We start from the raw sequence: 25,307 nt of genomic DNA on the forward strand, positions 1-25,307 counted from the left end.
AGGAAGTCAAGGAAGGCGACCTGATCGTCGTCCTGGAAGCCATGAAGATGGAACAGCCCCTCAACGCGCACAAGGCCGGCACCGTCAAGGGCCTGAGCGCGGAGATCGGCGCCTCCATCACCTCCGGCGCCGCGATCTGCGAGATCAAGGACTGAACAACCGCAGCAGGAACGTGAGTTGGCCCCCGGTGTCGTCACACCGGGGGCCAACTCGCTTTGCCGGTCCCTAAGCTGGCCGCGTGGAATTCGTCTTCACCGTCACTGTGGCGGACCCCGGCCGAGCCGGGGAGCTGCGCGCCTGGCTGCGGGACAGGGCGCTGACCCCGGAACCGGCGCTGGAGCTGGAGCTGCCCGACGGCCCGGACGGCCGGGTCGTGCGGTTCAGGAGCCACCGGCCCGGGGCGCTCGTCCTGTACGCGGATGGGCTGGTGACCTGGCTGACCCAGCGAGGTCCGGGCTCCCCCACCCTCACCGTCACCGTGGAAATGCCCCCGGTGCGGCGAAGCGTCGAGCTGACCGGCGGAACCGACGACCCGGAAACGCTCGTGCGCCTGGTCTCCGCGCTGAGCGCTCCACGGGGCCCGGGGCCGGTGACGGGCCTCCCGACCACCGGCGATACCGACATCACGGGGTCCGGGCGCCACACCTCCCCCGGTCCCGTCCTCGACCCCGATGACGACTGGGACCGGGAGTGAGGGAGCGGTAGCCGGTGGGAGACATCGCCAAGGGGGCGCTGGGGGGCGGCTGGACGCTGCTCGTCGGCTGGATCCTGCCGACCGCGCTGAACCTGTCCGTGTTCCTGCTGGCGGTCGCCCCCAGCCTGCACCGCCCCGCGTTCCTGTCCGGGCACTGGCCGGCGACAGGGGGCCGTACGGCGCTGCTGCTCCTCGTCGCGGCCGTGCTGCTCGGCCTGGTGCTCAACGCCCTCCAGACGCCCCTGTACCGCCTGCTGGAGGGCTATGCGCTGTGGCCGCCGGTGGCGTACGAGCGTGGCTGCCGGACCCAGCTGGCCCGTCGGCGGCGTACGGCCGAGCGGCTGGCGGGCATCCCGGCCGGCTCGACCATCCGGCGGGGTCTGCTCGCCGAGAAGCTGAGCCGCTATCCGGTCAGCGACGAGCAGATCGCCCCGACCCGGCTCGGCAACGCCATCCGCCGCTTCGAGGAGTACGGCCACGACCGCTACCGGCTCGACACCCAGGTGCTGTGGAACGAGCTGACGAGTGTCGCCCCGGAGTGGGCCCGCAGGCAGCACGACACCGCCCGCACGAACGTGGACTTCTTCGTGGCCCTGCTGTACGGCCATGCGGCGGTGGCCGGCACGGCGTGCGCCGCGCTGGCGTCCGGGCGGGCCGACCGCCCGGTGCTGGTGGTCACGGGTGTCGTACTGCTCCTGCTGATGCCCGTGTGGTACCACGCGGCGGTGGCCGCCACCGACGAGTGGGCGGCGGCGACGCGCGCCCTGGTCAACCTGGGCCGCAAGCCGCTGGCGGAGGCGCTCGGTCTGGTCCTGCCGGGCGATCTGGAGCAGGAGCGCGCCATGTGGCAGCTGGTGACCCGCATGTCCCGCAGGCCCTACGCCCCGGCCGCGACCACCGCCTTCGCCCCCTACCGGGTCCGGCCTCCCGAGCCCCCCGCCGCGCCCTGAGCCCCGCGGCCGGGCGGGCGGCGGGCGGCCTCAGCGGCGCCGCAGGTCGGCGACGCGTCCCCGCTCGCCGGCCGGCTGTTCGCCCAGTACTCCGCGCAGCCCGCCTCCGGGCACGCCCCGCCGCGGCCCCGGCAGGGACGCGCGTCGCGCCGGGGCCTGCTCACCCCCCGAAGGGACTCCGCCCGCCCCGGCCACGGCGATCTGCACCCCCTGGTCGGCCAGGGCCTGCAACTCGGTGCCGGCGCGGTCGTCATGGCCGGGCGGCTCGTCGGTGACCAGCCGGGTGATGAGGTCCGTCGGCACGGTCTGGAACATGGTGTCCGTGCCCAGCTTGGTGTGGTCGGCGAGGACCACGACCTCCGCGGCGGCCTGGACGAGGGCCCGGTCGACGGATGCCGAGAGCATGTTGGAGGTGGACAGCCCGCGTTCGGCGGTGAGCCCGCTCCCGGAGAGGAAGGCCTTGGACACTCTCAGCCCCTGGAGGGACTGTTCGGCGCCGGAGCCGACCAGGGCGTAGTTGGAGCCGCGCAGGGTGCCACCGGTCATCACGACCTCCACCCGGTTGGCATGGGCCAGGGCCTGTGCGACGAGGAGGGAGTTGGTGACGACGGTCAGGCCGGGGACCCGCGCGAGCCGGCGGGCCAGCTCCTGTGTGGTCGTACCCGCCCCGACGACGATGGCCTCGCCCTCTTCGACGAGGCCCGCCGCGAGGTCGGCGATGGCCGTCTTCTCGGCGGTCGCGAGATGGGACTTCTGCGGGAAGCCCGACTCGCGGGTGAAGCCACCCGGCAGTACCGCACCGCCGTGCCGGCGGTCGAGGAGTCCTTCTGCCTCCAGTGCCCGCACGTCCCGCCGTACGGTCACTTCGGAGGTCTGGACGACGCGGGCGAGTTCACGGAGCGAGACCGCACCGTTCGCTCGCACCATTTCGAGGATCAATTGGCGACGTTCAGCAGCGAACACGAAACTGACAGTAACCCCAGCGACCGTCTGCTTTCAGCAGTTTGCGCCGAATAACAGAAGTTGTTCGTGCGACAGGGTGGGAAGTGGTATAGGGCCTATCCAGCCCGACTATGCCGCCCGCATGCGCGGCAACTCCCCGTGACCAGCGGGAACCCGGAACCGGCCGCCCGGCCCCGCCCCGCTCGCCGCACGTCGGCCGGCGGCGCTTCCGATCGAAGCCGGGCACCACGGGACCACCCCTGACCCGCAGGGATCGGAACGGGCTGATCAATCGTCAAGAACCGTTTGCTGACGGACAGTCCGTACTCGTACCCTACTGGTCACCATCTGAACCAGCGGCCCACGGCTTCTCGTGAGCACCGGGAACGCGATCGCCTCGCCGGCACCACGTGCGCGGCGTCCGCCGTCGCGTCCCCACCCTGCGAACAATCGCCCGGCCGGCAGTGAGTGTGAGAGCTGTGCGGTGGTCCGGGCGTCCCGGACCGGTACCGCACACCCCCTGGTGCGCAGCGCCAGGGGGTGTGGGACGGGTCCGGGGCGTCAGGCCTCGGCGCCCGCCTTGCGGGTGTGCAGCTGGCGCGCCACCTCCGCGATCGAGCCGGAGAGGGAGGGGTACACGGTGAACGCGTTCGCGATCTGCTCGACCGTCAGGTTGTTGTCGACGGCGATGGAGATGGGGTGGATCAGCTCGGAGGCGCGGGGCGCGACGACCACACCGCCGACGACGATCCCGGTGCCCGGGCGGCAGAAGATCTTCACGAAGCCGTCCCGGATGCCCTGCATCTTGGCGCGCGGGTTGCGCAGCAGCGGCAGCTTGACGACCCGGGCGTCGATCTTGCCGGCGTCCACGTCGGCCTGGCTGTAGCCGACGGTCGCGATCTCGGGGTCGGTGAAGACGTTCGAGGACACGGTCTTGAGGTTCAGCGGGGCCACGGCGTCGCCGAGGAAGTGGTACATGGCGATGCGGCCCTGCATCGCGGCGACGGAGGCGAGGGCGAACACGCCGGTCACGTCACCGGCGGCGTACACGCCCGGGGCGGTGGTGCGGGACACCTTGTCGGTCCAGATGTGCCCGGACTCGCGCACCTTGACCCCGGCCTCCTCCAGCCCGAGCCCGGCGCTGTTGGGGATGGCGCCGACGGCCATCAGGCAGTGCGTACCGCTGATGACGCGTCCGTCGGCGAGGGTGACCTCCACCCGGTCGCCGACGCGCTTGGCGGACTGCGCGCGGGAGCGGGCCATGACGTTCATGCCGCGGCGCCGGAAGACGTCCTCCAGCACGGCGGCGGCGTCGGGGTCCTCGCCGGGCAGCACGCGGTCGCGGGACGACACGAGCGTGACCTTGGAGCCCAGTGCCTGGTAGGCGCCGGCGAACTCGGCACCGGTCACACCGGAGCCGACGACGATCAGCTCTTCGGGCAGCTCGGTGAGGTCGTAGACCTGGGTCCAGTTGAGGATGCGCTCGCCGTCCGGCTGGGCGTCGGGCAGCTCGCGGGGGTGACCGCCGGTGGCGAGGAGGACGGCGTCGGCGGTGAGGGTCTCCTCGGTGCCGTCGGCGGAGGTGACGACGACCTTCCGGGAGCCGTCGAGGGCCTGCATGCCCTCCAGCCGGCCGCGGCCGCGCATGACCCGGGCGCCGGCGCGCGTCACGGACGCCGTGATGTCGTGCGACTGCGCGAGCGCGAGCCGCTTCACCCGCCGGTTGACCTTCCCGAGGTCCACCCCGACCACCCGGGCCGCCTGCTCCAGCGGCGGGGTGTCGTCGGCGACGATGATCCCCAGCTCCTCGTAGGAGGAGTCGAAGGTGGTCATCACCTCGGCCGTAGCGATAAGGGTCTTCGACGGCACGCAGTCGGTCAGCACCGACGCTCCGCCCAGACCGTCGCAGTCGACGACGGTCACCTCCGCCCCGAGCTGAGCGGCCACCAGCGCCGCTTCGTATCCGCCGGGTCCGCCACCGATGATCACGATCCGAGTCACGTATCCCATTGTCCCGCACCCTTCAAGGTGCTACTGCCCGGGGGAGGAAAGCCCCCTTCACAGCTGCCGCGGCGCCGCCCCCCGGGGCGTGAAAGGGAACGTTTTCGCTGCCGTACCCTCTCTCCATGTCGCTCTATGCCGCGTACGCCGGCAACCTCGACGCGCGTCTGATGTCCCGCCGCGCCCCGCACTCCCCGCTGCGCGCCACCGGCTGGCTGGACGGCTGGCGGCTGACCTTCGGCGGCGAGCAGCTCGGCTGGGAGGGTGCGCTGGCGACGATCGTCGAGGACCCGCTCGCGCAGGTCTTCGTGGGCCTGTACGACATCGCCCCGCCGGACGAGGAGTCGCTGGACCGCTGGGAGGGCGTCGGCCTCGGCGTCTACCGCCGGGTCCGGGTGCGGGTGCACACCCTCGAGGGGGACGAGCAGGCCTGGGCGTACGTCCTGAACGGCTACGAGGGCGGTCTTCCCTCCGCCCGCTACCTGGGCGAGATCGCCGACGCCGCGGAGTCCGCGGGCGCTCCCCACGACTATGTGATGGAACTCCGCAAGCGCCCCTGCTGAGCCGCGCCCCCGCGTGTTTCCTCCCTCTTCGCCCGCCCTTGTGGAAAACGACAAGACAACGAAGGCAATCCCGTGGCCTTCGTCATCTACGCGCGTAGGCGAATACCGGCTACCCTCGTCGTCGTGAACGCATCTCTTCTTCCGGACGACATCCAGGGCGACCCGTACGCCGCCGCCGACGCCGCCGCCGCACGCCTGCGCGAACTCACCGGCGCCGAGACCCACGACGTCGCCCTCGTGATGGGCTCCGGCTGGGCTCCGGCCGTCGACGCGCTGGGCGCCCCCGACGCCGAGTTCCAGGTCACCGAGCTGCCCGGCTTCCCGCCGCCGGCCGTCGAGGGGCACGGCGGCAAGATCCGCTCGTACACCTTCGGTGACAAGCGCGCCCTGGTCTTCCTCGGCCGTACCCACTACTACGAGGGCCGTGGCGTCGCCGCCGTCGCGCACGGTGTGCGCACCGCCGTGGCCGCCGGCTGCAAGACGATCGTGCTGACCAACGGCTGCGGCGGTCTGCGCGAGGGCATGCGCCCCGGACAGCCGGTGCTGATCAGCGACCACATCAACCTGACGGCGACCTCCCCCATCGTCGGCGCCAACTTCGTCGACCTGACGGACCTGTACTCGCCGCGTCTGCGCGCCCTGTGCAAGGAGATCGACCCCAGCCTCGAAGAGGGCGTCTACGCGCAGTTCCCCGGCCCGCACTACGAGACCCCGGCCGAGATCCGCATGGCCCGCGTCATCGGCGCGGACCTGGTCGGCATGTCCACGGTGCTGGAGGCCATCGCCGCCCGTGAGGCGGGCGCCGAGGTGCTGGGCATCTCCCTGGTCACCAACCTCGCGGCCGGTATGACCGGTGAGCCCCTCAACCACGAGGAGGTCCTCCAGGCGGGCCGCGACTCGGCCGCCCGGATGGGCGAGCTGCTGGCCCAGGTGCTGGGCAAGCTGTAAGCACCCCGCAAGGGCCCTCGCCCACCCTGCACCGACCGCGTCGGGAGAGTGGGCGGACGGGGGTCCGGGGGCGGAGCCCCTGGTGGAGCAGGCAAACACGGAGAGGTTGATCCCAAGGTGCACGACGATCTCATCGCCCGGGCCACGGCATGGCTCGCCGAGGACCCGGACGCGGAGACCCGCGACGAACTGGCCAAGCTGATCGAGGCCGGGGACGTGACCGAGCTGTCGGCCCGCTTCAGCGGCACGCTCCAGTTCGGCACCGCGGGCCTGCGGGGCGAACTCGGCGCCGGTCCGATGCGCATGAACCGCTCGGTCGTCATCCGCGCGGCCGCCGGTCTCGCCGCCTACCTGAAGAAGAACGGCCAGGGCGACGGAGTCGTCGTCATCGGGTACGACGCCCGCCACAAGTCCGCCGACTTCGCCCGCGACACCGCCGCCGTGATGACCGGCGCCGGCCTGCGGGCCGCCGTACTCCCCCGCCCGCTGCCCACCCCGGTCCTGGCCTTCGCCATAAGGCACCTGGGCGCGGTCGCGGGCGTCGAGGTCACCGCCAGCCACAACCCGCCCCGGGACAACGGCTACAAGGTCTACCTCGGCGACGGCTCCCAGATCGTCCCGCCCGCGGACGCGGAGATCGCCGCCGAGATCGACGCGATCGTCTCGCTGAACGACGTACCCCGCCCGGACTCCGGCTGGGAGACCCTGGACGACGCGGTCCTGGACGCCTACCTGGCCCGCACGGACGCGGTCCTGGCCCCCGGCTCCGCGCGCGGCGCCCGCACGGTCTACACCGCGATGCACGGCGTCGGCAAGGACACCCTCCTCGCCGCCTTCGCCCGGGCCGGTTTCCCCGAGCCGGTGCTGGTCGCCGAGCAGGCCGAGCCGGACCCGGACTTCCCGACGGTCGCCTTCCCCAACCCGGAGGAGCCGGGCGCGATGGACCTGGCGTTCGCCCGGGCCCGCGCGACCGACCCCGACCTGGTGATCGCCAACGACCCCGACGCCGACCGCTGCGCGGTGGCCGTCAAGGACGGCGCCGACTGGCGCATGCTGCGCGGCGACGAGGTCGGCGCGCTGCTCGCCGCGCACCTGGTGAACCGCGGTGTCCAGGGCACCTTCGCGGAGTCGATCGTCTCCTCCTCCCTCCTCGGCCGGATCGCCGAGAGGGCCGGGCTGGCGTACGAGGAGACCCTCACCGGCTTCAAGTGGATCGCCCGGGTGGACGGCCTGCGGTACGGCTACGAGGAGGCCCTCGGCTACTGCGTCGATCCGGAGGGCGTCCGCGACAAGGACGGCATCACCGCGGCGCTCCTCGTCACCGAGCTGGCCTCGCAGCTCAAGGAGGACGGCCGTACCCTCCTCGACCTGCTGGACGACCTGGCCGTGCAGCACGGTCTGCACGCCACCGACCAGTTGTCGGTCCGGGTCCAGGACCTCTCGCTCATCGCCGACGCGATGCGCCGCCTGCGCGAGCAGCCGCCGACCGAGCTGGCCGGGCTGCCCGTCACGCGCGCGGAGGACCTGACCCGGGGCACGGAGAAGCTGCCGCCCACCGACGGCCTGCGCTACACGCTGGACGGCGCCCGGGTGATCGTCCGCCCGAGCGGCACCGAGCCGAAGCTGAAGTGCTACCTGGAGGTCGTCGTCCCGGTGGCCACCCACGCCGACCTGCCGGCAGCCCGCACCCGCGCGACGGACCTCCTGACCGCGATCAAGCGGGACCTCTCCGCGGCGGCCGGCATCTGACCCCGGCCCCCGGTACGACCCCACCGGCGCCCCGGCCGTCACCCTGTGACGCCGGGGCGCCGGTCATTGCCCCGCCGCCGGGCGCCCTGAGGGCATCGCAGAAGGCTGCTGCTGCCAAGCCACATCCGACGGGGCCCGCCCCAGCGGGGGCGGAGCAGCCGGACCCCCGTGGCCGGGGCAGCCGGACCGCCGGGGCCGGCGTCAGCCACCAGAAGCCGAGGGCGGCCACCACGACACAGGCGGACACCACCAGGCCGCGCCGAGGATGCCCCCACCCGACGGGCAACGCCGCACCGTTCCCAGCCAGGGAGACGGCGATCGCAAAAGACCACCCCTGCCACGACGGCCAGCAGACCGAGCCCGGCCCGCCACACGACACGACGACACCCAGCCACCCGCAGCCCACGGCCGCCTGCTCACCGCCGTAACAACACCGCACCCACGTCACCACCGTGACCCAGGCGCACCCCGCCCGCCAGGCGACCCCCCACGCCCCTCCCCGGAGGGGCCCTCAGCCCAGCGCCAGCAGGATTCCCAGCAGCACCGCTCCCGCGATCACCGGCGCCAGTACCTCGTACGCCCACCGCACGGTGATCTCGCCCTGGGCCTGCTCCGCCTCGCCGCGTCGGTCCAGCAGGTCGCGCAGGTCGTCCATGGCCTGGTCGAACTCCGCGCGGGTCGGCCCGCTGGGGACGCCCGCCGCGCCGCCCGCGGCCGGGCCGCCGAGGGAGCCGAAGCCGCCGAGTCCGCGGCCGCCACGGCCGCCGAACAGGCCGCCTCCGCCGGCGCCGCCCCGGGCCGCGTCCGCCGCGGCCCGCGCCGTGCGCGCCTCGGCCTTCTTGCGGGCGCGCAGCGACACCGGGATGGACCACAGCTGGTACTTCTTGCCGGACGTGGCGACGACCTCGTTGGAGAAGCCGGAGCGCAGTGCGCTCACCTCGCCCCAGGGCACGGTGATCAGCCGGAAGGGGTTGCGGATCCGCAGCCGGTCCTCGCCGGCGAAGACGGCCGGGCGGAGGGTGAAGGCGATCACCAGCGGGACGATCAGGATCAGCGTGGCCAGCGCCAGCCAGGGCGCGCGGCCATGCCCGTGGACCAGCGCGTCGATGCCCAGCCAGCCCACGACCGCGAGCAGCAGCACCCCGCCCGCCATGCCCAGGGGCGAGCGGTAGACGCGGTCTTTGACAGCGGGCGCCGAAGGCTCGGGCGCGGGTGACTCGTGGTCCGGGGTCGTCATGGCCCCGATTGTGCACGACAGCATCACCGGTATCCCCACGCGCCCCGGCCGCACCGCTCATCCGTGATCCACTCCGGCAGAACGAGCACCGGGGCTGTACAGCCGCTACGCGCGTAGATATGCTCGTCTGGTGACCATGCCCACCACTGCTCCCCCAGCACACGCGCTCACCGACGTCACCGCGTCCGACAGCACGCTGCGCCGCTTCCTGCACGGGCTGCCCGGCGTCGACGCGGTCGGCCTGGAGGCGCGGGCCGCGTCTCTCGGCACCCGTTCCATCAAGACCACCGCGAAGGCGTACGCCATCGACCTCGCCATCTCGATGGTCGACCTGACGACGCTGGAAGGCGCGGACACCCCGGGCAAGGTCCGGGCGCTCGGCGCCAAGGCGGTCCACCCCGACCCGACGGACCGCACCACCCCGGCCACGGCCGCGGTCTGCGTCTACCCCGACATGGTGGCCGCCGCCAAGGAGGCCGTCGCCGGTTCCGGCGTCAAGGTCGCCTCGGTCGCCACCGCCTTCCCGGCCGGCCGCGCCGCCCTCGACGTGAAGCTCGCCGACGTCCGTGACGCGGTCGCCGCGGGCGCCGACGAGATCGACATGGTCATCGACCGGGGCGCGTTCCTCGCGGGCAAGTACCTGAAGGTGTACGACGAGATCGTCGCCGTGAAGGAGGCCTGCGGCCCGGACGCCCGGCTGAAGGTCATCTTCGAGACCGGCGAGCTGTCGACGTACGACAACATCCGCCGCGCCTCCTGGCTCGGCATGCTGGCCGGCGCCGACTTCATCAAGACCTCGACCGGCAAGGTGGCGGTGAACGCCACTCCGGCGAACACCCTGCTGATGCTGGAGGCCGTACGCGACTTCCGCGCCCAGACCGGCATCCAGGTCGGTGTGAAGCCGGCCGGCGGCATCCGCACCACCAAGGACGCCGTCAAGTTCCTCGTCCTGGTCAACGAGACCGTCGGCGCGGACTGGCTGGACAACCACTGGTTCCGCTTCGGCGCCTCCTCGCTGCTGAACGACCTGCTGATGCAGCGCCAGAAGCTGGCCACCGGCCGCTACTCCGGCCCCGACTACGTGACGGTGGACTGATCGATCATGGTTTTCGAGTACGCACCGGCGCCCGAGTCCCGCTCGGTCGTCGACATCGCCCCCTCCTACGGCCTGTTCATCGACGGCGAGTTCGTCGAGGCGGCCGACGGCAAGGTCTTCAAGAGCGTCTCGCCGTCCACCGAGGAGGTCCTCTCCGAGGTCGCCCAGGCCGGCTCCGAGGACGTGGACCGGGCCGTCAGGGCCGCCCGCAAGGCCTTCGAGAAGTGGTCCGCGCTGCCCGGTTCCGAGCGCGCCAAGTACCTCTTCCGCATCGCCCGCATCATCCAGGAGCGCAGCCGTGAGCTGGCCGTCCTGGAGACGCTGGACAACGGCAAGCCGATCAAGGAGACGCGCGACGCCGACCTTCCCCTGGTCGCCGCGCACTTCTTCTACTACGCGGGCTGGGCGGACAAGCTCGACCACGCCGGCTTCGGCGCGAACCCGCGTCCGCTGGGCGTCGCGGGCCAGGTCATCCCGTGGAACTTCCCGCTGCTGATGCTGGCCTGGAAGATCGCCCCGGCGCTGGCGGCCGGCAACACGGTCGTGCTGAAGCCGGCCGAGACGACCCCGCTGTCCGCGCTGTTCTTCGCGGACATCTGCCGCCAGGCCGGGCTGCCCAAGGGCGTCGTCAACATCCTGCCGGGCTACGGCGACGCGGGCGCCGCGCTCGTCGCGCACCCCGATGTCGACAAGGTCGCCTTCACCGGCTCCACCGCGGTCGGCAAGGAGATCGCGCGGACCGTCGCGGGCACCCGCAAGAAGCTCACCCTGGAACTGGGCGGCAAGGGCGCGAACATCGTCTTCGACGACGCTCCGATCGACCAGGCGGTGGAGGGCATCGTCACCGGCATCTTCTTCAACCAGGGCCAGGTGTGCTGCGCGGGCAGCCGGCTGCTGGTCCAGGAGTCGGTCCAGGACGAGCTGCTGGAGGCCCTGAAGCGCCGGCTGTCCACCCTCCGGCTCGGCGACCCGCTGGACAAGAACACCGACATCGGCGCGATCAACTCCGCCGAGCAGCTGGCCCGGATCACCGCCCTCGCCGACCAGGGCGAGGCGGAGGGCGCCGAGCGCTGGTCCCCGGCCTGCGAACTCCCGGCGTCCGGCTACTGGTTCGCCCCGACGGTGTTCACCAACGTGACCCAGGCGCACACCATCGCCCGCGACGAGATCTTCGGCCCCGTGCTGTCGGTGCTCACCTTCCGCACCCCGGACGAGGCGGTCGCCAAGGCGAACAACACCCAGTACGGCCTGTCGGCGGGCATCTGGACCGAGAAGGGCTCCCGGATCCTGGCGGTCGCGGGCAAGCTCCGCGCGGGCGTGATCTGGTCCAACACGTTCAACAAGTTCGACCCGACCTCGCCGTTCGGCGGTTACAAGGAGTCGGGCTTCGGCCGCGAGGGCGGCCGCCACGGCCTGGAGGCGTACCTCGATGTCTGAACCGAACCGTCTGAGCGTCTTCAAGACCTACAAGCTGTACGTCGGCGGGAAGTTCCCGCGTTCCGAGAGCGGCCGGGTGTACGAGGTGACGGACTCGAAGGGCAACTGGCTGGCCAACGCACCGCAGTCGAGCCGTAAGGACGCCCGGGACGCCGTCGTGGCCGCGCGCAAGGCGTTCGGCGGCTGGTCCGGCGCGACCGCCTACAACCGCGGCCAGGTCCTGTACCGCGTCGCGGAGATGCTGGAGGGCCGCCGCGAGCAGTTCGTGCGCGAGGTCGCCGACGCGGAGGGCCTGTCCAAGTCGAAGGCGGCCGCGGTCGTGGACGCGACCGTCGACCGCTGGGTCTGGTACGCGGGCTGGACCGACAAGATCGCCCAGGTGGTCGGCGGCGCCAACCCGGTCGCGGGCCCGTTCTTCAACCTGTCCTCCCCGGAGCCGACGGGTGTGGTCGCCGTACTGGCGCCGCAGGAGTCGTCCTTCCTGGGCCTGGTGTCGGTGCTCGCGCCCGTGATCGCCACCGGCAACACGGCGGTGGTGGTCGCGAGCGAGAAGTCCCCGCTGCCGGCGCTCTCCCTGGCCGAGGTGCTGGCCACCTCCGACGTGCCGGGCGGTGTGGTGAACGTCCTCTCCGGCCGTACGGCGGAGATCGCGGCGCCGCTGGCCGCGCACCAGGACGTCAACGCGATCGACCTCGCGGGGGCGGACGAGGAGCTGGCGAAGGAGCTGGAGATCGCGGCGGCCGACAACCTCAAGCGCGTACTGCGTCCCCAGGATGTGGACTACTCCCGGACGCCGGGGATCGAGCGGATGACCGCGTTCCTGGAGACGAAGACGGTCTGGCACCCGACGGGTTCGCTGGGCGCGTCCGGCTCGTCCTACTGACGGCAGGCCACCAGGCCGAGAGCCGCGCCTTCCCCCCGTCCGGGGAAGGCGCGGCTCTTCCGTTTCGGCGGTCGGTCGGGCGGCGCGTGCGCGAGCAGGCGCGTCAGGACTTCCCCGTCACCCTGCTCGTCGGCGGCTGTTCGCTGCCCGGGTGGTTGCGCACCGGGTCGGTGCACTCGTAGCGGCTCGGCGGCGCGGGGGGCGGCCCCGCCAGGATGACCGATCCGTCGCCCTCCGTCGCCGCCGAGTCGGACAGCGTGCACACCAGCTGGGCCAGGGCGTAGGAGGTGAGCCGGGTCGGGGAGGTGCTCAGCCGGAGCGCGTCCTCGGGGTCCCGCGGGCCGGGCCCGGACACGCTCAGCCCGCCCGGCACATACGTCGTGTAGCCCGCGGAGCGCTCCGCGGCGGACGGCGAGGCCGCGAGCTGGTCCAGCAGGCCCTGGGCCACGATCACCCGGCGCTTGGCGTCCGGCGTGCCCTCGGGGACGGGCACCGTGCGGTCGACGGCCACCAGGGACGCGCCGCACAGCAGGAAGACCTGCACGGGCACGCCGTGCGCGGTCTGCGTGGACCGGTCCGGCCCGGCCAGCGAGCACGGCACCCGCGAGGGCGCCGCGCCGAAGTCGGTCGGCACCTCCGTGGCGCGGATGCCGCAGCCGGTGAGCAGCGCGCCCAGGAGGGGCAGCGCCAGCAGGCGTCGTACGGTCATGACCCCTCCTTTCCGGAACCGGAATCGTCCGTGTCGGCCGTCGTGCTCTTCTTGCTGTCGTCGGGTTTCTGCTGCGGCTCGTCCGCCGGCTGCTCGGTCAGCTGCGAGGCGTCCCGCGGCAGCCGCAGGGTGAACACCGCGCCACCCTCGGGCGAGTTGGCGGCCGTGATCCCGCCGCCGTGGATGTGGGCGTTCTCCAGGGCGATGGACAGGCCGAGCCCGCTGCCCTCCGAGCGGGGCCGGGAGGCGCTCGCCTTGTAGAAGCGGTCGAAGACGTGCGGCAGGACGTCCTCGGGGATGCCGGGGCCGTGGTCGCGGACCTGGATCACCACCGAGTCGTCCGACTCCCGCACCGAGACCCGGACCGGCGACCCGCCGTGCTTGAGCGCGTTGCCGATCAGGTTGGCGAGGATGACGTCCAGGCGGCGCGGGTCGAGCAGGGCGTGGATGCCCCGCTCGGCGTCCAGCTCGACGGCGTCCAGCCAGGCGCGGGCGTCGATGCAGGCGGTGATCTGGTCGGCGACGTCGACGTCGTCCAGGACCAGCCGGGCGGTGCCCGCGTCGAAGCGGGTGACCTCCATCAGGTTCTCGACCAGGTTGTTCAGCCGCCGGGTCTCGCTCACCACCAGCCGCACCGCCGGTTCGATCATCGGGTCGATGCTCCCGGACTCGAACTCCAGCTCCTCCTCCAGCACCTCCGTGACGGCGGTGATGGCGGTCAGCGGCGTCCGCAGCTCGTGGCTCATGTCGGCGACGAACCGGCGGGACGCCTCGTCCCGCGCGGCCATCTCCGCGACCCGCTGCTCCAGCGCCTCGGCCGCGTTGTTGAACGTCCGGGAGAGGTCCGCGAGTTCGTCGGTGCCGGACACCCGCAGCCGGGTGTCGAGCTTGCCCTCGCCCAGCCGCCGGGCGGCGACACCGAGCCGGTGCACCGGCTTCAGCACGGTCGTGGCGGCGGCCTGCGCGAGCAGCGCGGCGCCGATCAGCGCGAGCCCGGTGGCGATGCCCAGCGACCAGGCCAGCGAGTTGAGGTCCTTCGCCTCCGGCTCCAGGGACTTCGCCATGTAACCGGTCGGCCCGCCGCCGATCACCCGGGTACCGGCCACCAGATAGGGCGTGCCGTGGTCCACGACCCGCTGCCAGTACAGGTGGTACGGCTCCTTGTTGGTGCCGGTGACCTGCTGCCGCTTGTTCACCGCGGCGCGCAGCGTCTTCGGCACGTCCTCCAGCGAGAAGCCGTTGATGCCGCCCGAGTTGCCGTACACCGTACGGCCGTCGGTGTCCTGGCCGACCAGCAGCACGCTGAAGTGCTGGCTGCTCGCGGCCATCTGGCCCGCCGCGCGCTGGAGTTCGTCCTGGGTGGGGTGCGCGGGCAGGGCGCCCGCGCGGTTCTGCATCTCCTGCCGGAAGTCGCGCAGCACCGCGTCCTGGGCGCGGGTGAGCACGGCTTCCCGGTTGAGCCAGTAGGCGATGCCGGACGCCGACACGGCGGCCGTGAGCGCCACCAGCCCGAACACGACGACCAGTCGCAGCCTGAGGCTGGTGAACCGCAGCCGCGACAGATTCCCCTTGCGCCCCGCGGCCCAGCCGCGCAGCCCCCCTCGCGTATCGGTCACTGAGGCGAGTCCAGGCGGTAGCCGACACCACGGACGGTACGGATCAGGGTCGGTGACGACGGCACGTCCTCGACCTTGGCGCGCAGCCGCTGGACACACGCGTCCACCAGCCGGGAGTCACCGAGGTAGTCGTGCTCCCAGACCAGCCGCAGCAGCTGCTGGCGGGAGAGCGCCTGACCGGGCCGCCGGCTCAGTTCGAGCAGCAGCCGCAGCTCGGTCGGGGTCAGCTGGAGGTCCTCGCCGTTCTTCGTCACGGTCATCGCCGACCGGTCGATGACCAGGTTGCCGAAGGTCGCCGAGTCGCTGGACTCCCGTTCCCCGCGCCGCAGCACGGCCCGGATCCGGGCGTCCAGCACCCGGCCCTGGACCGGCTTGACGACATAGTCGTCGGCCCCGGACTCCAGCCCGACCACGACGTCGATGTCGTCGCTCCGCGCGGTCAGCAGGATGATGGGCAGCTGGTCGGTGCGCCGGATGCGCCGGCACACCTCGAACCCGTCGATGCCGGGCAGCATCACATCCAGCACGATCAGGTCCGGCCGCTGCTCGCGCAGCAGCTTCAGACCGTCCTCACCGCTGGCGGCGGTCGCGACCCGGTGTCCCTGGCGCGTCAGGGAGAGCTCCAGGGCCGTACGGATGGCGTCGTCGTCCTCGATCAGCAACAGGGAAGGCACGGGCTCATTCTGGCCCATGGACGGCCGGTCGTACGACCTGCGGGCGTCATGCCCTCGCCTTTCGTTCCCGCGCGGACCCCTGTGACAGGTCTGTGACAGTCGGCGGACACGGCCATGAAGTCGCCCCGGCAGTCTTTTGGGCACGGGCCGGACGGGGGAGCCACAACCGGCCCGGCAAGACCGAGTCGCCGGAAGTCCACGACGGGGAGCGCGAGATGAACACGCTGCACAGCATCAGCACCAGCGCAGTGGTCACGCGTCTGCACGACGTGCACCGGGGATCCGAGAAGTCCGGTGCCGTGAGCGGGCGGGGGTGCGCTCGCGGCACCGGGCGTCAGCACACCGCCTTCATGACGGTGATCGACGCCCGCACGGGGGCGGCACACGGGGGAACCGCGTACAGGGAGGACTCGGGGGAGCAGCGACGTTCGCTGACCGAGGCGGAGTTCACCGCCTACGTCCAGGAGCGCCGCGCCTCCCTGTACGCCACCGCCTACCACCTGACCGGCGACCGCTTCGAGGCCGAGGACCTGCTCCAGAGCGCGCTGTTCTCGACGTACAAGGCGTGGGACCGGATCAGCGACAAGGCGGCCGTCGGGGGCTATCTGCGACGGACGATGACGAACCTGCACATCAGCGCGTGGCGCCGCCGCAAGCTGAACGAGTACCCGACCGAGGAGCTGCCGGAGACGCCCGGCGAGACGGACGCGATGCGCGGCACCGAGCTGCGCGCGGTCCTCTGGCAGGCGCTGGCCCGGCTGCCCGAGCTCCAGCGCACCATGCTGGTCCTGCGCTACTACGAGGGCCGCACGGACCCGGAGATCGCGGAGATCCTCGGCATCAGCGTCGGCACGGTGAAGTCCAGCATCTGGCGGTCGCTCCGCCGGCTGCGCGAGGACGAGGTCCTCAGCTTCGGCCGTGACGAGGAGAACGCCTTCGGCGAGCTGGTCGCCTGAAGGACGGGGGTCACTGGGGGGTGACCTCGGGGGGGACACGGGGGAAAACGGGGGGACAACGGGGGAACCACCGGGGGGGGTGGATCCACGGGGGATCACGGGGGAAAGAGGAACGGGACTGGCGGGCCGTAGGCCTGACCGGTCCCGCTTCCGTTTTCCCGGGGCCTATTTCCCAGGGCCTACGCCACCGGCTGTTGCCGCGCGGGCCGTCCGTCGCCCGCCGCCGCCAGCCGGTCCAGTGCCTCGTCCCGGTCGCAGGGGTACGCGCCGAGGGACACCTGCCGGGCGATGATCGACCGCTCCGCGCGCATCAGCCGCCAGCCGCGGCGCAGCAGGAACGGCACCGACTTGCGGCCCTCCCGCAGATCCCGCAGGAAGCGCCGCCGGAAGGTGGTGACCGATCCGCGGGTCAGGCACAGCGCGTCGGCGAGCAGACCCAGGTCCCGGCACCGCTCGACGATCTCCGCGGCGAAGATGCCCTCCGCGATGAACAGCGGGGTACGGCCGATGTCCAGCGTCTTCTCACCGGTGCGGGCGCTCAGCGAGATGTCGTACACCGGGACCGGTGTGGCGCCCGTGGTGCACAGCCGGGTGATGGCCTCGATGGCGACGTCCGCGTCCCAGGACTCCGGGTGGTCCCAGTCGATGTCGGAACTCCCGTCCACCAGCGGCAGAGTCGGGTCGTCACCTTCCTTGTAGAAGTCGTCCAGGCGCAGGACGGGAAGCCCGGAGCGGGCGGCGACGAGGGACTTGCCCGAGCCCGAGGGGCCGCACAGCAGCACGACACGGGCGGGGGACGGGGGATGAATGCTCACGGAACACCAGTTTGACGCATGGCGGGCCGCCTGCCGACCCCGCGGGTCGGCTTTTGAGCGTGACTCCCGCCTCAACTACCCTACGTGTCGACGTCCTTACCCTGCGCACCAGAAGGTGGCACCAGCGATGGCCCCACACTCCCCCTCCCAGCACCCCACCACGCGGCGCGCCCTGGTCGCCCTCGCGACCGCGGGGGCGGCCCTGGGCGCGGGCGCCGCGACCGCGCACGCGGACGCGGCCCCCTCGCTCGTGGAGGTGCCCTGGCGGCCGACCTCGCTCGGCCACATCGACCCGCAGGCGGGCCTCACGGTCCTCACCGGCACGGTCGGCTATGTCACCGGACCCGTCGCCGGCCTCAAGCCCAACCCGCTGGCGGGCACCGGCGTCGACCCCCTGGACAACGGCGTGGGCACCCAGCTGGCCGACTTCAAGCCGGTGGGCTCCCAGATGCTGACGGCGCCGCTGGCCGAGGCCCAGTCGCTGGGCGGGGTGCCGGTGGTGGGGCAGGTGCTGACGGTGCTGGGGCACTGACCCCGGGCACGGGGGTGCGTGTCCTCCGGGTGGCGGGGAGACGCACCCCGCCGGTCGTGCGGTGCGAGGAAAGCGAAACCGGCGGCCGGCCGGTCACAGCCCAGGGTGCCCGGACGGAAACGCTCCGATGCGGAACCGTTCGCGCCCGGGGTGGCGTCTTGGGGATCGTGCAGCGTCAAGGCTCCATCGGCGGCACCGCCGCGATCCGCATCCGTGCGACGGGAAGCATCCTCCTCGTCGCACACCTCACCCTCGTCGCCTGGCTGATGCTGCGCCCCCTGGACGTGCCCTGGGTGCTGCCGCCCAACCTGCACCCCCTGGCCGGCATCCGGGCCGACCTCGCGCTCGGCTGGCCGGGCGCGGCCAAGCCCCTCGGCGAGGGTCTCGCCCTGCTCGCACCGCTCGGGGTGCTGCTGCCCATGGCGCACGGCCGCCTCGGCGTCTCGCCGGTCGCCTCCCTGCTGCGCACGGCCGCCGCGAGCACCCTGGTCTCCGTCGGCATCGCCCTGCTCCAGACCGGCGTGCCGGGCCGGGTCGTGGACGTCGACTCGCTGCTGCTCAACACGACCGGAGCGATCCTGGCCCATCTGGCCGTGGTCCCGGCGGCCCGGGCCCGGCTGCGGCGCCGGGACGCGCGGGCGGGCGCGGAGCGCGAGGGCAGCGAGCCGGTCACCGTCCAGGAGGAGCTGTCTCAGGGTCGTACCCCGACGATTCCCAGGGTCGGGATCGCCCCGTAGAGCGATGCTTCGTCCGCTTCGTCTCCGTACCGTGGAAGGCAGTTGAGCGACACCGCCACCCACGGATCACCACGGAGGAGCAGCCATGACCGCCCTTGCCCGCCCCACCCACGGCCGCATGATCGGCGGCGTGTGCGCCGCCCTGGCCCGCCGCTTCGGCACGTCGGCGACGACCATGCGGGTGATCTTCCTGCTGTCCTGCCTGCTGCCCGGCCCCCAGTTCCTGGTCTACATAGCGCTGTGGATCCTGCTGCCCGCCGAGGACAAGACCGTCACCGCCGCCTGGTGAGCCGCCCGCGCACACGAACGCCGCTGGTGCGCTCCCGGACAGCTCCGGAGCGCCCCAGCGGCGTCGTGCGGAAGCCGGCGGCGGCCGGTCAGCCGAGCGGGATCCCGTTCACCGGCAGGCCGTGCGTGGGCAGGCCCGTCTTGCCCACCGGCAGACCGCCGAGCAGCTTGCCGACCGGGGCGGTCGGGCCGCCGGCGAGCACCTGCTCGACGACCGGCTGAGCGGCGGCCACACCGGCGCTCAGCGCACCCTGCCCCTGGGCGAGCGCCTGGGTGGCACCCGGCAGCGCCTTGCCGACGTTCTCGGCCGGCAGCGTCTTGGTGACACTGTCCAGGGCCTGGGTGGCGTCGGGGGTGGCCGGGGCGGCATTGGCCGCGCCCGCGCCGACGGCGGCGAAGGCGGCACCGAGGGCGGCGACGCCCAGGGTCTTGGCAGCAGACTGCTTCATGGTGAATGCGTTCCTTGAATAGGGGAAACAGGGGACGGGAGATCACAAACGATCTGAGCGGTCCACGACCGTAAACACGCACACCCGCCCACCGCAAACACCGAAATGCGGACGCCATGTGAAAGCGCGTCCGCATTCCGGGTCGGAGTCCGGCCCGCTACTCCCCCGAGGAATCGACAAAGTCGCTGGTCGCGGCCGTCTGCTGGAACAGCCATTCGGATTTCAGCTCGGCATATCCGGGCTTGATGACGTCATTGATCATCGCGAGTCGTTCATCGAAAGGAATGAACGCTGATTTCATCGCATTGACGGAGAACCACTGGAGGTCGTCGAGCGTGTAACCGAACGCCTCGACGAGATGCTCGAATTCCCGGCTCATACTGGTGTGCGACATCAGCCGGTTGTCGGTGTTCACGGTGGCCCGGAAGTGCAGCCGGCGCAGCAGCCCGATCGGGTGCTCGGCGTACGAGGGCGCGGCCCCGGTCTGGAGATTGGAGCTGGGGCACAGTTCGAGCGGGATCCGCTTGTCCCGGACGTAGGCGGCCAGCCGGCCGAGCCGTACCGTGCCGTCCTCGCGGACCTCGATGTCGTCGATGATCCGCACCCCGTGTCCGAGCCGGTCCGCGCCGCACCACTGGAGCGCCTGCCAGATGGACGGCAGCCCGAAGGCCTCGCCGGCGTGGATGGTGAAGTGGTTGTTCTCGCGCTTGAGGTACTCGAAGGCGTCCAGGTGCCGGGTGGGCGGATATCCGGCCTCGGCACCGGCGATGTCGAATCCGACCACTCCGGAGTCCCGGTGGCGGTTGGCGAGTTCGGCGATCTCCAGGGAGCGGGCCGCGTGCCGCATGGCGGTGAGCAGGGCGCCGACGCGGATCCGGTGGCCGTTCTCCCGGGCGAGCCGCTCGCCCTGCCGGAAGCCCTCGTTGACCGCCTCGACCACCTCCTCCAGGGTCAGTCCGCCGCCGAGGTGCTGTTCGGGCGCGTACCGCACCTCGGCGTAGACGACCCCGTCCTCGGCGAGGTCCTCGGCGCACTCCCGGGCGACCCGGACCAGTGCCGCACGGGTCTGCATCACGCCGACGGTGTGCCGGAAGGTCTCCAGATACCGTTCCAGCGAACCGGAGTCGGCGGCCTCGCGGAACCAGATGCCCAGCTTGTCGGGGTCGGTCTCGGGAAGATCCCGGTACCCGGTCTCCTGGGCGAGGGCGACGACGGTGCCCGGACGGAGCCCGCCGTCGAGATGATCGTGCAGCAGAACCTTGGGCGCCCGGCGGATCTGGTCCGGCGTCGGGACGGTCCCTTTCGGTGCAGTCTGGCTCGTCATTTCCGCACTGTAACGCCTACGCGCGTAGAAGGCGGCTCTTTCGACGCCACCGCTTCTTTTTCCGTCGATACGCAACGGTGACCGCACGTACGGGTTTCGTACACCGCGCCTTCTGACACTGTTCTGTCATGGGACAGCAAGCGACGCCGGTCCGAACGGCCAGGCTGGGGAAGGCAGTCGGCCCGCAGCCGACGGCGGTGAGCGGAGCGGTGCTGCTGCTCCCCGGCGGCGAGGAGGTCTCCGACCGCAGGCCGTCCGCCGTGCGGGCGGCGGTCGCGCTGCGCTCCCTGGGCCGGCGGCTCGCTCGCGCGGGGCGGGCCGAAGGACTCGCCGTGCACACCGTCCACTACCGCTGCCGGGGCTGGAACGGCAGCGCGGCACAGCCGGCCGCCGACGCCGAGTGGGCCGCCGACGAGATCGTACGGCGCTACGGGGACGTTCCCGTCTGCCTGGTCGGGGTGGACATGGGGGGACGGGCGGCGCTGCGGGCCGGCGGGCACGAGGCCGTCAACTCGGTGGTGGCGCTTGCCCCCTGGCTGCCCGAGGACGATGTCGCCGCGCCCCCCGAGCCGGTGAAGCAGCTGGTGGGGCGGCGGGTACTGATCGTGCACGGCACCAACGACGAACGGACCGACCCCGAGCTGTCGTTCCGGTACGCGGCGCGGGCGAAGAAGGTGAACCGGGAGGTGTGCCGGTTCGAGGTGCACTCCGACGGGCATCGCATGCGCGGGCACCGGGACGAAGTGGCCTGGCTGGCCGTGGACTTCATGCGGGCGGCACTGTTCGGGGAGGTGCTGTCCCGGCCGGTGGAGGACGCGCTCGCGGCTCCGCCGCCCATCGGGCTCCGGATGCCGTTGGCCGTGGGGTTCGGGAGGTCGCTGCGGCCGTGAGTCCCGCGCGCCCCGGCCGGCCGCTCAGGGCAGCAGGCTGCCCCTGCGCGACAGCAGGAACTTCTTGAAGGCGGCCACCGGCGGAGTGTCCGGGCGGTCGGCCAGCCAGGCGACGCCGATCTCGCGGGCCGCCCTCGGGGCGGTGACGGTCAGTTCCACCACCCCCGGCCGGGGGACGGTGGGCGGGGGCAGCAGGGCCACCCCCAGGCCCGCCGCGACCAAGCCGCGCAGGGTTTCCGCCTCCTCGCCCTCGAAGGCGATCCGGGGCCGGAAACCGGCCTCCTGGCACAGGTCGTCGGTGATCCGGCGCATGCCGTAGCCGGGTTCCAGGGTGACGAAGGTTTCGTCGGCGGCCTCGGCCAGGCGGATGCGGCGGCGGCCGGCCAGGCGGTGCTCGGCGGGGACGACAAGGCGGAGCTTCTGCTCGTCCAGCCGGCGGGCGACCAGGTCGGGGGCGTCCGGGACCGGGGAGGTCAGGCAGAGGTCCAGTTCACCGGCGCGCAGCCGCTCCAGCATGGCCTCGCCGTGGTTCTGCACCAGGCTGAAGCGGACGCGCGGGTGGTCGGCGCGGAAGGCGTGCAACAGGCCCGGTACCGTCTCGGCGCCCATGGTGTGCAGAAAGCCGAAGGCGACCTTGCCGGTGGCCGGGTCGGCGTCGGCGCGGACCTCCTCGGCGGCCCGCTCGATCTCGGCGAGGGCGCGTTCGACGGAGGCGAGGAAGGTGCGGCCGGCCGTGGTCAGGGAGACGGTGCGGCCGTGCCGGGCGAACAGGTCGACGCCGAGGTCCTGCTCCAGCCGGGCCATCGCCCGGGACAGGGTGGACTGGGGTACGTCCATCTCCAGGGCGGCGCGGGTGACGTGCTCGGTGCGGGCCACCCCGGCGAAGTAGGCGAGGCGCGGCGCGAGCAGCCTCGACATCTCGTTCATGTCTTCTCTGTCACCGAATGGTGACAGGCGCCCCTGTGACCTTTGCTGATGCACCATGGGAACGATTATGGCCGTTTCATGCATTGGACGGATGAGCGGTGCGTGCCTACGGTCGAAGCATGTCTCCCGCCAGTACCGGGGCGTCCACCACCGTGGGCGCCGTATCGTCCGTACCCTCCCGCGAAGTCGCCGCCGATTCCCGCATGACCCCGGGCGGCCCCGGCTACCGCCGGATGAGCCTCGCCCTCTTCCTCGCCGGTGTCGCGACCTTCGCCCTCCTCTACTCCACCCAGGCGCTGCTGCCGCTGATCTCCCGGGAGTTCGGGGTCGCGGCGAGCGAGGCGAGCTGGACGGTGGCCGCCGCGACCGGCGGGCTGGCCCTGTTCGTGCTGCCCATGAGCGCCCTGTCGGAGCGGTTCGGCCGCCGTACGGTGATGACCGCGTCGCTGGCGGTCGCGGTGACGGTCGGCCTGCTGGTGCCCTTCGCGCCGTCGCTCGGCGCGCTGGTGGTGCTGCGGGCGGTGCAGGGCGCCGCGCTGGCCGGGCTGCCGGCCTCGGCGCAGGCGTATCTGGCCGAGGAGGTCCGGCCCAAGGCGCTGATCACGGCGATCGGGCTGTTCGTCGCGGGCAACAGCGTGGGCGGCATGAGCGGCCGGGTGATCACCGGCTGGGTGGCCCAGGAGTGGGGCTGGCGGGTCGCGGTCGGGGTGATCGGCGTGATCGCGGTCGGCTGTGCCGTCGCCTTCCGGCTGCTGCTGCCGGCGCCGCGCCACTTCACGGCCGGCTCGCTGCGGCCCCGGGTGCTGCTCGGCACGGTCCGCGACCACCTGGCGAACCCGCTGCTGCGCCGGCTGTACGCGATCGGCGCGCTGTTCATGACGGTGTTCGGCGGCGTCTACACGGTGATCGGCTACCGGCTGACAGAGGCGCCGTTCGGGCTGCCGCAGGGCATCGCGGGATCGATCTTCCTGGTCTACCTGGTGGGCACGGTGTCCGCGTCCGTGGCGGGCCGGCTGGTGGGCCGGCTGGGCCGCCGGGGCGCGCTGTACCTGGCGGGCGGTACGACGACGGCCGGTCTGCTGCTGTCGCTGGCCCCGGCGCTGCCGCTGGTCCTGCTGGGCCTGGTGCTGATCACGGCGGGCTTCTTCGCGGGGCACGCGGTCGCCTCCTCGGCGGTCAGCAGGACGGCCACGCACGGCCGCGCCCAGGCCTCCGCCCTGTACCAGTCGATGTACTACATCGGCTCCAGCGCCGGCAGCACGGTCGGTGCGCTGGCCTTCCGCGCGGACGGCTGGAGCGGCACGGTCGCGGTGGGGCTGCTGGCGGTCGTCGGGGTGGTCGCGATCACCGTCGCCGGTTCGCGGGCGGCCCGGGTGGCGGAGCGGCGGGAGCCGGTTCCGGCGCACTGACACCGGTGGGCCGTTGCCCGACCCATTCGGTCAGATTCGTACACAAGCCGTCCGAGCTGGACTTTTTCCGGCTCGGGCGGCCGTTGTCAGTGGGGTGCGGTAGCTTCCGAAGTGCTGGGGCGCGAGGACGCGTGACGGTTACGGCCACAGGGGTGGGTGGACGATGGGCAACGGCACGGCGACGGCGGATCTCGAGGTCGCACTGGAGAAGCACCGGACCGAACTGACCGGGTACTGCTACCGGATGCTCGGTTCGTCCTTCGAGGCCGAGGACGCGGTGCAGGACACCCTGGTCCGGGCCTGGCGGAGCTACGGGTCGTTCGAGGGCCGCTCCAGCCTCCGCTCCTGGCTGTACCGGATCGCGACGAACGTGTGCCTGGACATGCTGGCGGCCGGGAGCAAGCGGGCCCGCCCGATGGACCTCACCGATGCGACCCCGCTCGCGCAGGCGGCCCTGTCGCCCCGCCCGGACCACACCTGGCTGGAGCCGATGCCGGACGCCCGGGTGCTGCCGTCGGTGACGGACCCGGCGGAGGCCGCGGTCGCCAAGGAGTCCGTCCGGCTGGCGTTCATGGCCGCGCTCCAGCAACTGCCGCCCAAGCAGCGGGCGGTGCTGATCCTGCGCGAGGTGCTGGCCTGGCGGGCGAGCGAGGTCGCCGAGCTGCTGGGCACCACGGTCGCCTCCGTCAACAGCGCCTTGCAGCGGGCCCGGGCCACGCTCGCCGAGCGCGCGGAGGCGGGCGCCGACGCGGCGGTGTCCGACCCGCTGGACGAGGAGCAGCGAAAGCTCCTGGACCGCTATGTGCAGGCCTTCGAGGGGTACGACATGACGGCGCTGACGGCGCTGCTGCACGAGGACGCCGTCATGACGATGCCGCCGTTCGACCTGTGGCTGCGCGGCCCGGCCGACATCACCGGCTTCATGACCACGCTCGGCTCCGCCTGCGCCGGATCCCGGCTGCTGCCGGTCCAGGCGAACGGCCTGCCGGGCTTCGCGCACTACAAGCCGGATCCGGAGCAGGGCGGGTTCAGCCCCTGGGCGGTGCAGGTCCTGGAGATCTCAGCCGGCCGGATCACCGGATTCCACTGCTTCCTCGACGCCCAGCGATGGTTCCCGCTGTTCGGCCTCCCGCTCCGTCTGGAAGCGGAGTCCGGTCAGTTCGAGTAGCGCGGCCAGCGCGGCGTCGGGGTCGCGCAGCCGGATCCGCCCGCCGGCCCGGCGGGCGGTCAGCTCCAGCCGCGCCAGCAGCTCCACGGCCCCCAGCCCCGGCGGCCCGAGCGCCCCCACGTCGACCACGACCACCCCTCCCCCGCGCCCCTCCAGCAGCCCCCGCACCTCGGCACACAGCGGTGCCACCGCCTCCCGGGCCAGGGGGCCGCGCAGCACCAGCACGGCAGGGGTCTCGTCCTCCACATGCGGTAGACCGGCGGAGCGCGCGGAACTCATCGCCGGGAGCCGGTCTCCCCGGTGTGCGGGGCGG

The 25,307-nt window shown here is 72.5% G+C and carries 27 protein-coding genes; 16 read left to right on the forward strand and 11 right to left on the reverse strand.

Annotation, left to right across the window (positions count from 1 at the left end):
- The 3 genes from ACZ5CZ_RS37300 to ACZ5CZ_RS37310 form a co-directional block, all read left to right on the forward strand.
- Positions 1-155, forward strand: a 155-nt coding sequence (locus ACZ5CZ_RS37300) for an acyl-CoA carboxylase biotin carboxyl carrier protein subunit (protein WP_468949276.1), incomplete at its 5' end; no start/stop codon positions are given.
- A gap of 83 nt (positions 156-238) precedes the next feature.
- Positions 239-694 carry an effector-associated constant component EACC1 gene (locus tag ACZ5CZ_RS37305; RefSeq protein WP_468949233.1) on the forward strand — a complete coding sequence of 152 codons (456 nt, stop codon included), beginning with the start codon at positions 239-241 and terminating at the stop codon, positions 692-694.
- A 14-nt stretch (positions 695-708) separates the two neighbouring features.
- Positions 709-1,644, forward strand: coding sequence for a hypothetical protein (locus tag ACZ5CZ_RS37310; protein ID WP_468949235.1), 936 nt, complete (start codon positions 709-711; stop codon positions 1,642-1,644).
- A 30-nt stretch (positions 1,645-1,674) separates the two neighbouring features.
- Here ACZ5CZ_RS37310 and ACZ5CZ_RS37315 read toward each other — a convergent pair whose 3' ends face one another.
- Together ACZ5CZ_RS37315 and ACZ5CZ_RS37320 are read right to left on the reverse strand one after the other, a co-directional pair.
- Positions 1,675-2,607 carry a DeoR/GlpR family DNA-binding transcription regulator gene (locus ACZ5CZ_RS37315; RefSeq protein WP_450788457.1) on the reverse strand — a complete coding sequence of 311 codons (933 nt, stop codon included), beginning with the start codon at positions 2,605-2,607 and terminating at the stop codon, positions 1,675-1,677.
- Between the two features lie 540 nt (positions 2,608-3,147).
- Positions 3,148-4,596 (reverse strand): NAD(P)H-quinone dehydrogenase, encoded by a 1,449-nt coding sequence (locus ACZ5CZ_RS37320; protein WP_385848486.1) that lies wholly within the window; start codon positions 4,594-4,596, stop codon positions 3,148-3,150.
- 116 nt (positions 4,597-4,712) lie between these two features.
- On the opposite strand from ACZ5CZ_RS37320, the gene ACZ5CZ_RS37325 reads away from it, so the two are divergent.
- The 3 genes from ACZ5CZ_RS37325 (at position 4,713) to ACZ5CZ_RS37335 (ending at position 7,847) form a co-directional block, all read left to right on the forward strand.
- A complete protein-coding gene (locus ACZ5CZ_RS37325) occupies positions 4,713-5,150 on the forward strand; it encodes a gamma-glutamylcyclotransferase family protein (protein WP_385848485.1) in 438 nt (145 codons plus the stop codon).
- 123 nt (positions 5,151-5,273) lie between these two features.
- Complete coding sequence (locus tag ACZ5CZ_RS37330) at positions 5,274-6,098, forward strand: purine-nucleoside phosphorylase (RefSeq protein WP_385848483.1); 825 nt, start codon at positions 5,274-5,276, stop codon at positions 6,096-6,098.
- 117 nt (positions 6,099-6,215) lie between these two features.
- Positions 6,216-7,847: a phospho-sugar mutase gene (locus ACZ5CZ_RS37335; RefSeq protein WP_385848482.1), complete on the forward strand. Its 1,632-nt coding sequence runs from the start codon at positions 6,216-6,218 to the stop codon at positions 7,845-7,847.
- 511 nt (positions 7,848-8,358) lie between these two features.
- On the opposite strand, the gene ACZ5CZ_RS37340 is transcribed toward ACZ5CZ_RS37335, so the two are convergent.
- On the reverse strand, positions 8,359-9,084 hold the full coding sequence (locus ACZ5CZ_RS37340) for a PH domain-containing protein (RefSeq protein ID WP_387055729.1): 726 nt from the start codon (positions 9,082-9,084) through the stop codon (positions 8,359-8,361).
- 136 nt (positions 9,085-9,220) lie between these two features.
- Between ACZ5CZ_RS37340 and deoC the strand changes: the two genes are divergently transcribed.
- The 3 genes from deoC to ACZ5CZ_RS37355 are packed head-to-tail and all read left to right on the forward strand — an operon-like array spanning position 9,221 to position 12,500.
- Positions 9,221-10,180 (forward strand): deoxyribose-phosphate aldolase, encoded by a 960-nt coding sequence (gene deoC / locus ACZ5CZ_RS37345; RefSeq protein ID WP_385843578.1) that lies wholly within the window; start codon positions 9,221-9,223, stop codon positions 10,178-10,180.
- Between the two features lie 6 nt (positions 10,181-10,186).
- Positions 10,187-11,617 carry an aldehyde dehydrogenase family protein gene (locus ACZ5CZ_RS37350; RefSeq protein WP_468949238.1) on the forward strand — a complete coding sequence of 477 codons (1,431 nt, stop codon included), beginning with the start codon at positions 10,187-10,189 and terminating at the stop codon, positions 11,615-11,617.
- Complete coding sequence (locus ACZ5CZ_RS37355; RefSeq protein WP_385843558.1) at positions 11,610-12,500, forward strand: aldehyde dehydrogenase family protein; 891 nt, start codon at positions 11,610-11,612, stop codon at positions 12,498-12,500. The genes ACZ5CZ_RS37350 and ACZ5CZ_RS37355 overlap by 8 nt, the downstream gene beginning before the upstream one ends.
- Positions 12,501-12,603: 103 nt before the next feature.
- Here the strand turns inward: ACZ5CZ_RS37355 and ACZ5CZ_RS37360 are convergent, their stop codons facing one another.
- From ACZ5CZ_RS37360 to afsQ1, 3 genes are read right to left on the reverse strand one after another with little or no spacing between them, the layout of a single operon-like run.
- A complete protein-coding gene (locus ACZ5CZ_RS37360) occupies positions 12,604-13,209 on the reverse strand; it encodes a hypothetical protein (protein ID WP_468949240.1) in 606 nt (201 codons plus the stop codon).
- Entirely contained in the window at positions 13,206-14,825 is a 1,620-nt protein-coding gene (locus ACZ5CZ_RS37365) for an ATP-binding protein (RefSeq protein WP_468949242.1), read from the reverse strand. Before ACZ5CZ_RS37365 ends, ACZ5CZ_RS37360 begins: the two co-directional genes overlap by 4 nt.
- Complete coding sequence (gene afsQ1, locus ACZ5CZ_RS37370) at positions 14,822-15,499, reverse strand: two-component system response regulator AfsQ1 (protein ID WP_199272809.1); 678 nt, start codon at positions 15,497-15,499, stop codon at positions 14,822-14,824. The genes ACZ5CZ_RS37365 and afsQ1 overlap by 4 nt, the downstream gene beginning before the upstream one ends.
- Positions 15,500-15,714: 215 nt before the next feature.
- On the opposite strand from afsQ1, the gene ACZ5CZ_RS37375 reads away from it, so the two are divergent.
- On the forward strand, positions 15,715-16,455 hold the full coding sequence (locus ACZ5CZ_RS37375) for a SigE family RNA polymerase sigma factor (protein WP_385843554.1): 741 nt from the start codon (positions 15,715-15,717) through the stop codon (positions 16,453-16,455).
- A 179-nt stretch (positions 16,456-16,634) separates the two neighbouring features.
- Here ACZ5CZ_RS37375 and ACZ5CZ_RS37380 read toward each other — a convergent pair whose 3' ends face one another.
- The gene (locus ACZ5CZ_RS37380; RefSeq protein ID WP_385843576.1) at positions 16,635-17,237 is read right to left on the reverse strand and encodes a uridine kinase family protein; all 603 of its coding nucleotides are present in this window, start codon (positions 17,235-17,237) and stop codon (positions 16,635-16,637) included.
- Positions 17,238-17,397: 160 nt separating this feature from the next.
- Between ACZ5CZ_RS37380 and ACZ5CZ_RS37385 the strand changes: the two genes are divergently transcribed.
- The 3 genes from ACZ5CZ_RS37385 to ACZ5CZ_RS37395 all read left to right on the forward strand — a co-directional run bounded on the left by ACZ5CZ_RS37385 (position 17,398) and on the right by ACZ5CZ_RS37395 (position 18,828).
- The gene (locus ACZ5CZ_RS37385) at positions 17,398-17,802 is read left to right on the forward strand and encodes a hypothetical protein (RefSeq protein WP_468949245.1); all 405 of its coding nucleotides are present in this window, start codon (positions 17,398-17,400) and stop codon (positions 17,800-17,802) included.
- A gap of 167 nt (positions 17,803-17,969) precedes the next feature.
- On the forward strand, positions 17,970-18,539 hold the full coding sequence (locus ACZ5CZ_RS37390) for a VanZ family protein (RefSeq protein ID WP_385843552.1): 570 nt from the start codon (positions 17,970-17,972) through the stop codon (positions 18,537-18,539).
- 85 nt (positions 18,540-18,624) lie between these two features.
- Entirely contained in the window at positions 18,625-18,828 is a 204-nt protein-coding gene (locus ACZ5CZ_RS37395) for a PspC domain-containing protein (RefSeq protein WP_385843551.1), read from the forward strand.
- Positions 18,829-18,916: 88 nt separating this feature from the next.
- Here ACZ5CZ_RS37395 and ACZ5CZ_RS37400 read toward each other — a convergent pair whose 3' ends face one another.
- Positions 18,917-19,276 carry an ATP-binding protein gene (locus tag ACZ5CZ_RS37400; RefSeq protein ID WP_385843549.1) on the reverse strand — a complete coding sequence of 120 codons (360 nt, stop codon included), beginning with the start codon at positions 19,274-19,276 and terminating at the stop codon, positions 18,917-18,919.
- Positions 19,277-19,433: 157 nt separating this feature from the next.
- Positions 19,434-20,600, reverse strand: coding sequence for an adenosine deaminase (locus ACZ5CZ_RS37405; RefSeq protein ID WP_468949247.1), 1,167 nt, complete (start codon positions 20,598-20,600; stop codon positions 19,434-19,436).
- Positions 20,601-20,728: 128 nt separating this feature from the next.
- Between ACZ5CZ_RS37405 and ACZ5CZ_RS37410 the strand changes: the two genes are divergently transcribed.
- Positions 20,729-21,490, forward strand: a complete 762-nt coding sequence (locus tag ACZ5CZ_RS37410; RefSeq protein WP_385843547.1) for an alpha/beta hydrolase — start codon at positions 20,729-20,731, stop codon at positions 21,488-21,490.
- Between the two features lie 24 nt (positions 21,491-21,514).
- On the opposite strand, the gene ACZ5CZ_RS37415 is transcribed toward ACZ5CZ_RS37410, so the two are convergent.
- Positions 21,515-22,474: a LysR family transcriptional regulator gene (locus ACZ5CZ_RS37415; protein WP_385843546.1), complete on the reverse strand. Its 960-nt coding sequence runs from the start codon at positions 22,472-22,474 to the stop codon at positions 21,515-21,517.
- Between the two features lie 62 nt (positions 22,475-22,536).
- On the opposite strand from ACZ5CZ_RS37415, the gene ACZ5CZ_RS37420 reads away from it, so the two are divergent.
- Both ACZ5CZ_RS37420 and ACZ5CZ_RS37425 read left to right on the forward strand, forming a co-directional pair.
- A complete protein-coding gene (locus ACZ5CZ_RS37420) occupies positions 22,537-23,826 on the forward strand; it encodes an MFS transporter (protein WP_468949250.1) in 1,290 nt (429 codons plus the stop codon).
- 163 nt (positions 23,827-23,989) lie between these two features.
- On the forward strand, positions 23,990-24,994 hold the full coding sequence (locus tag ACZ5CZ_RS37425) for a sigma-70 family RNA polymerase sigma factor (RefSeq protein ID WP_385843544.1): 1,005 nt from the start codon (positions 23,990-23,992) through the stop codon (positions 24,992-24,994).
- Here ACZ5CZ_RS37425 and ACZ5CZ_RS37430 read toward each other — a convergent pair.
- Positions 24,887-25,273 (reverse strand): STAS domain-containing protein, encoded by a 387-nt coding sequence (locus ACZ5CZ_RS37430; RefSeq protein WP_467545898.1) that lies wholly within the window; start codon positions 25,271-25,273, stop codon positions 24,887-24,889. The two genes, ACZ5CZ_RS37425 and ACZ5CZ_RS37430, sit on opposite strands and share 108 nt — an antisense overlap.
- Positions 25,274-25,307: the final 34 nt, after the last annotated feature.

The sequence above is a fragment of the Streptomyces sp. NPDC031418 genome, assembly GCF_055581605.1.

Coding starts and splice junctions, on each gene's coding strand:
- ACZ5CZ_RS37385 (WP_468949245.1), top strand. CDS start 17,398: ATGGCCCCACACTCCCCCTCCCAGCACCCCACCACGCGGCGCGCCCTG.
- ACZ5CZ_RS37395 (WP_385843551.1), top strand. CDS start 18,625: ATGACCGCCCTTGCCCGCCCCACCCACGGCCGCATGATCGGCGGCGTG.
- ACZ5CZ_RS37350 (WP_468949238.1), top strand. CDS start 10,187: ATGGTTTTCGAGTACGCACCGGCGCCCGAGTCCCGCTCGGTCGTCGAC.
- ACZ5CZ_RS37425 (WP_385843544.1), top strand. CDS start 23,990: ATGGGCAACGGCACGGCGACGGCGGATCTCGAGGTCGCACTGGAGAAG.
- ACZ5CZ_RS37320 (WP_385848486.1), bottom strand. CDS start 4,596: ATGGGATACGTGACTCGGATCGTGATCATCGGTGGCGGACCCGGCGGA.
- ACZ5CZ_RS37405 (WP_468949247.1), bottom strand. CDS start 20,600: ATGACGAGCCAGACTGCACCGAAAGGGACCGTCCCGACGCCGGACCAG.
- ACZ5CZ_RS37415 (WP_385843546.1), bottom strand. CDS start 22,474: ATGGTGCATCAGCAAAGGTCACAGGGGCGCCTGTCACCATTCGGTGAC.
- ACZ5CZ_RS37430 (WP_467545898.1), bottom strand. CDS start 25,273: ATGAGTTCCGCGCGCTCCGCCGGTCTACCGCATGTGGAGGACGAGACC.
- ACZ5CZ_RS37375 (WP_385843554.1), top strand. CDS start 15,715: ATGAACACGCTGCACAGCATCAGCACCAGCGCAGTGGTCACGCGTCTG.
- ACZ5CZ_RS37420 (WP_468949250.1), top strand. CDS start 22,537: ATGTCTCCCGCCAGTACCGGGGCGTCCACCACCGTGGGCGCCGTATCG.
- ACZ5CZ_RS37410 (WP_385843547.1), top strand. CDS start 20,729: ATGGGACAGCAAGCGACGCCGGTCCGAACGGCCAGGCTGGGGAAGGCA.
- ACZ5CZ_RS37360 (WP_468949240.1), bottom strand. CDS start 13,209: ATGACCGTACGACGCCTGCTGGCGCTGCCCCTCCTGGGCGCGCTGCTC.
- deoC (WP_385843578.1), top strand. CDS start 9,221: ATGCCCACCACTGCTCCCCCAGCACACGCGCTCACCGACGTCACCGCG.
- ACZ5CZ_RS37340 (WP_387055729.1), bottom strand. CDS start 9,084: ATGACGACCCCGGACCACGAGTCACCCGCGCCCGAGCCTTCGGCGCCC.
- ACZ5CZ_RS37355 (WP_385843558.1), top strand. CDS start 11,610: ATGTCTGAACCGAACCGTCTGAGCGTCTTCAAGACCTACAAGCTGTAC.
- ACZ5CZ_RS37325 (WP_385848485.1), top strand. CDS start 4,713: ATGTCGCTCTATGCCGCGTACGCCGGCAACCTCGACGCGCGTCTGATG.
- ACZ5CZ_RS37400 (WP_385843549.1), bottom strand. CDS start 19,276: ATGAAGCAGTCTGCTGCCAAGACCCTGGGCGTCGCCGCCCTCGGTGCC.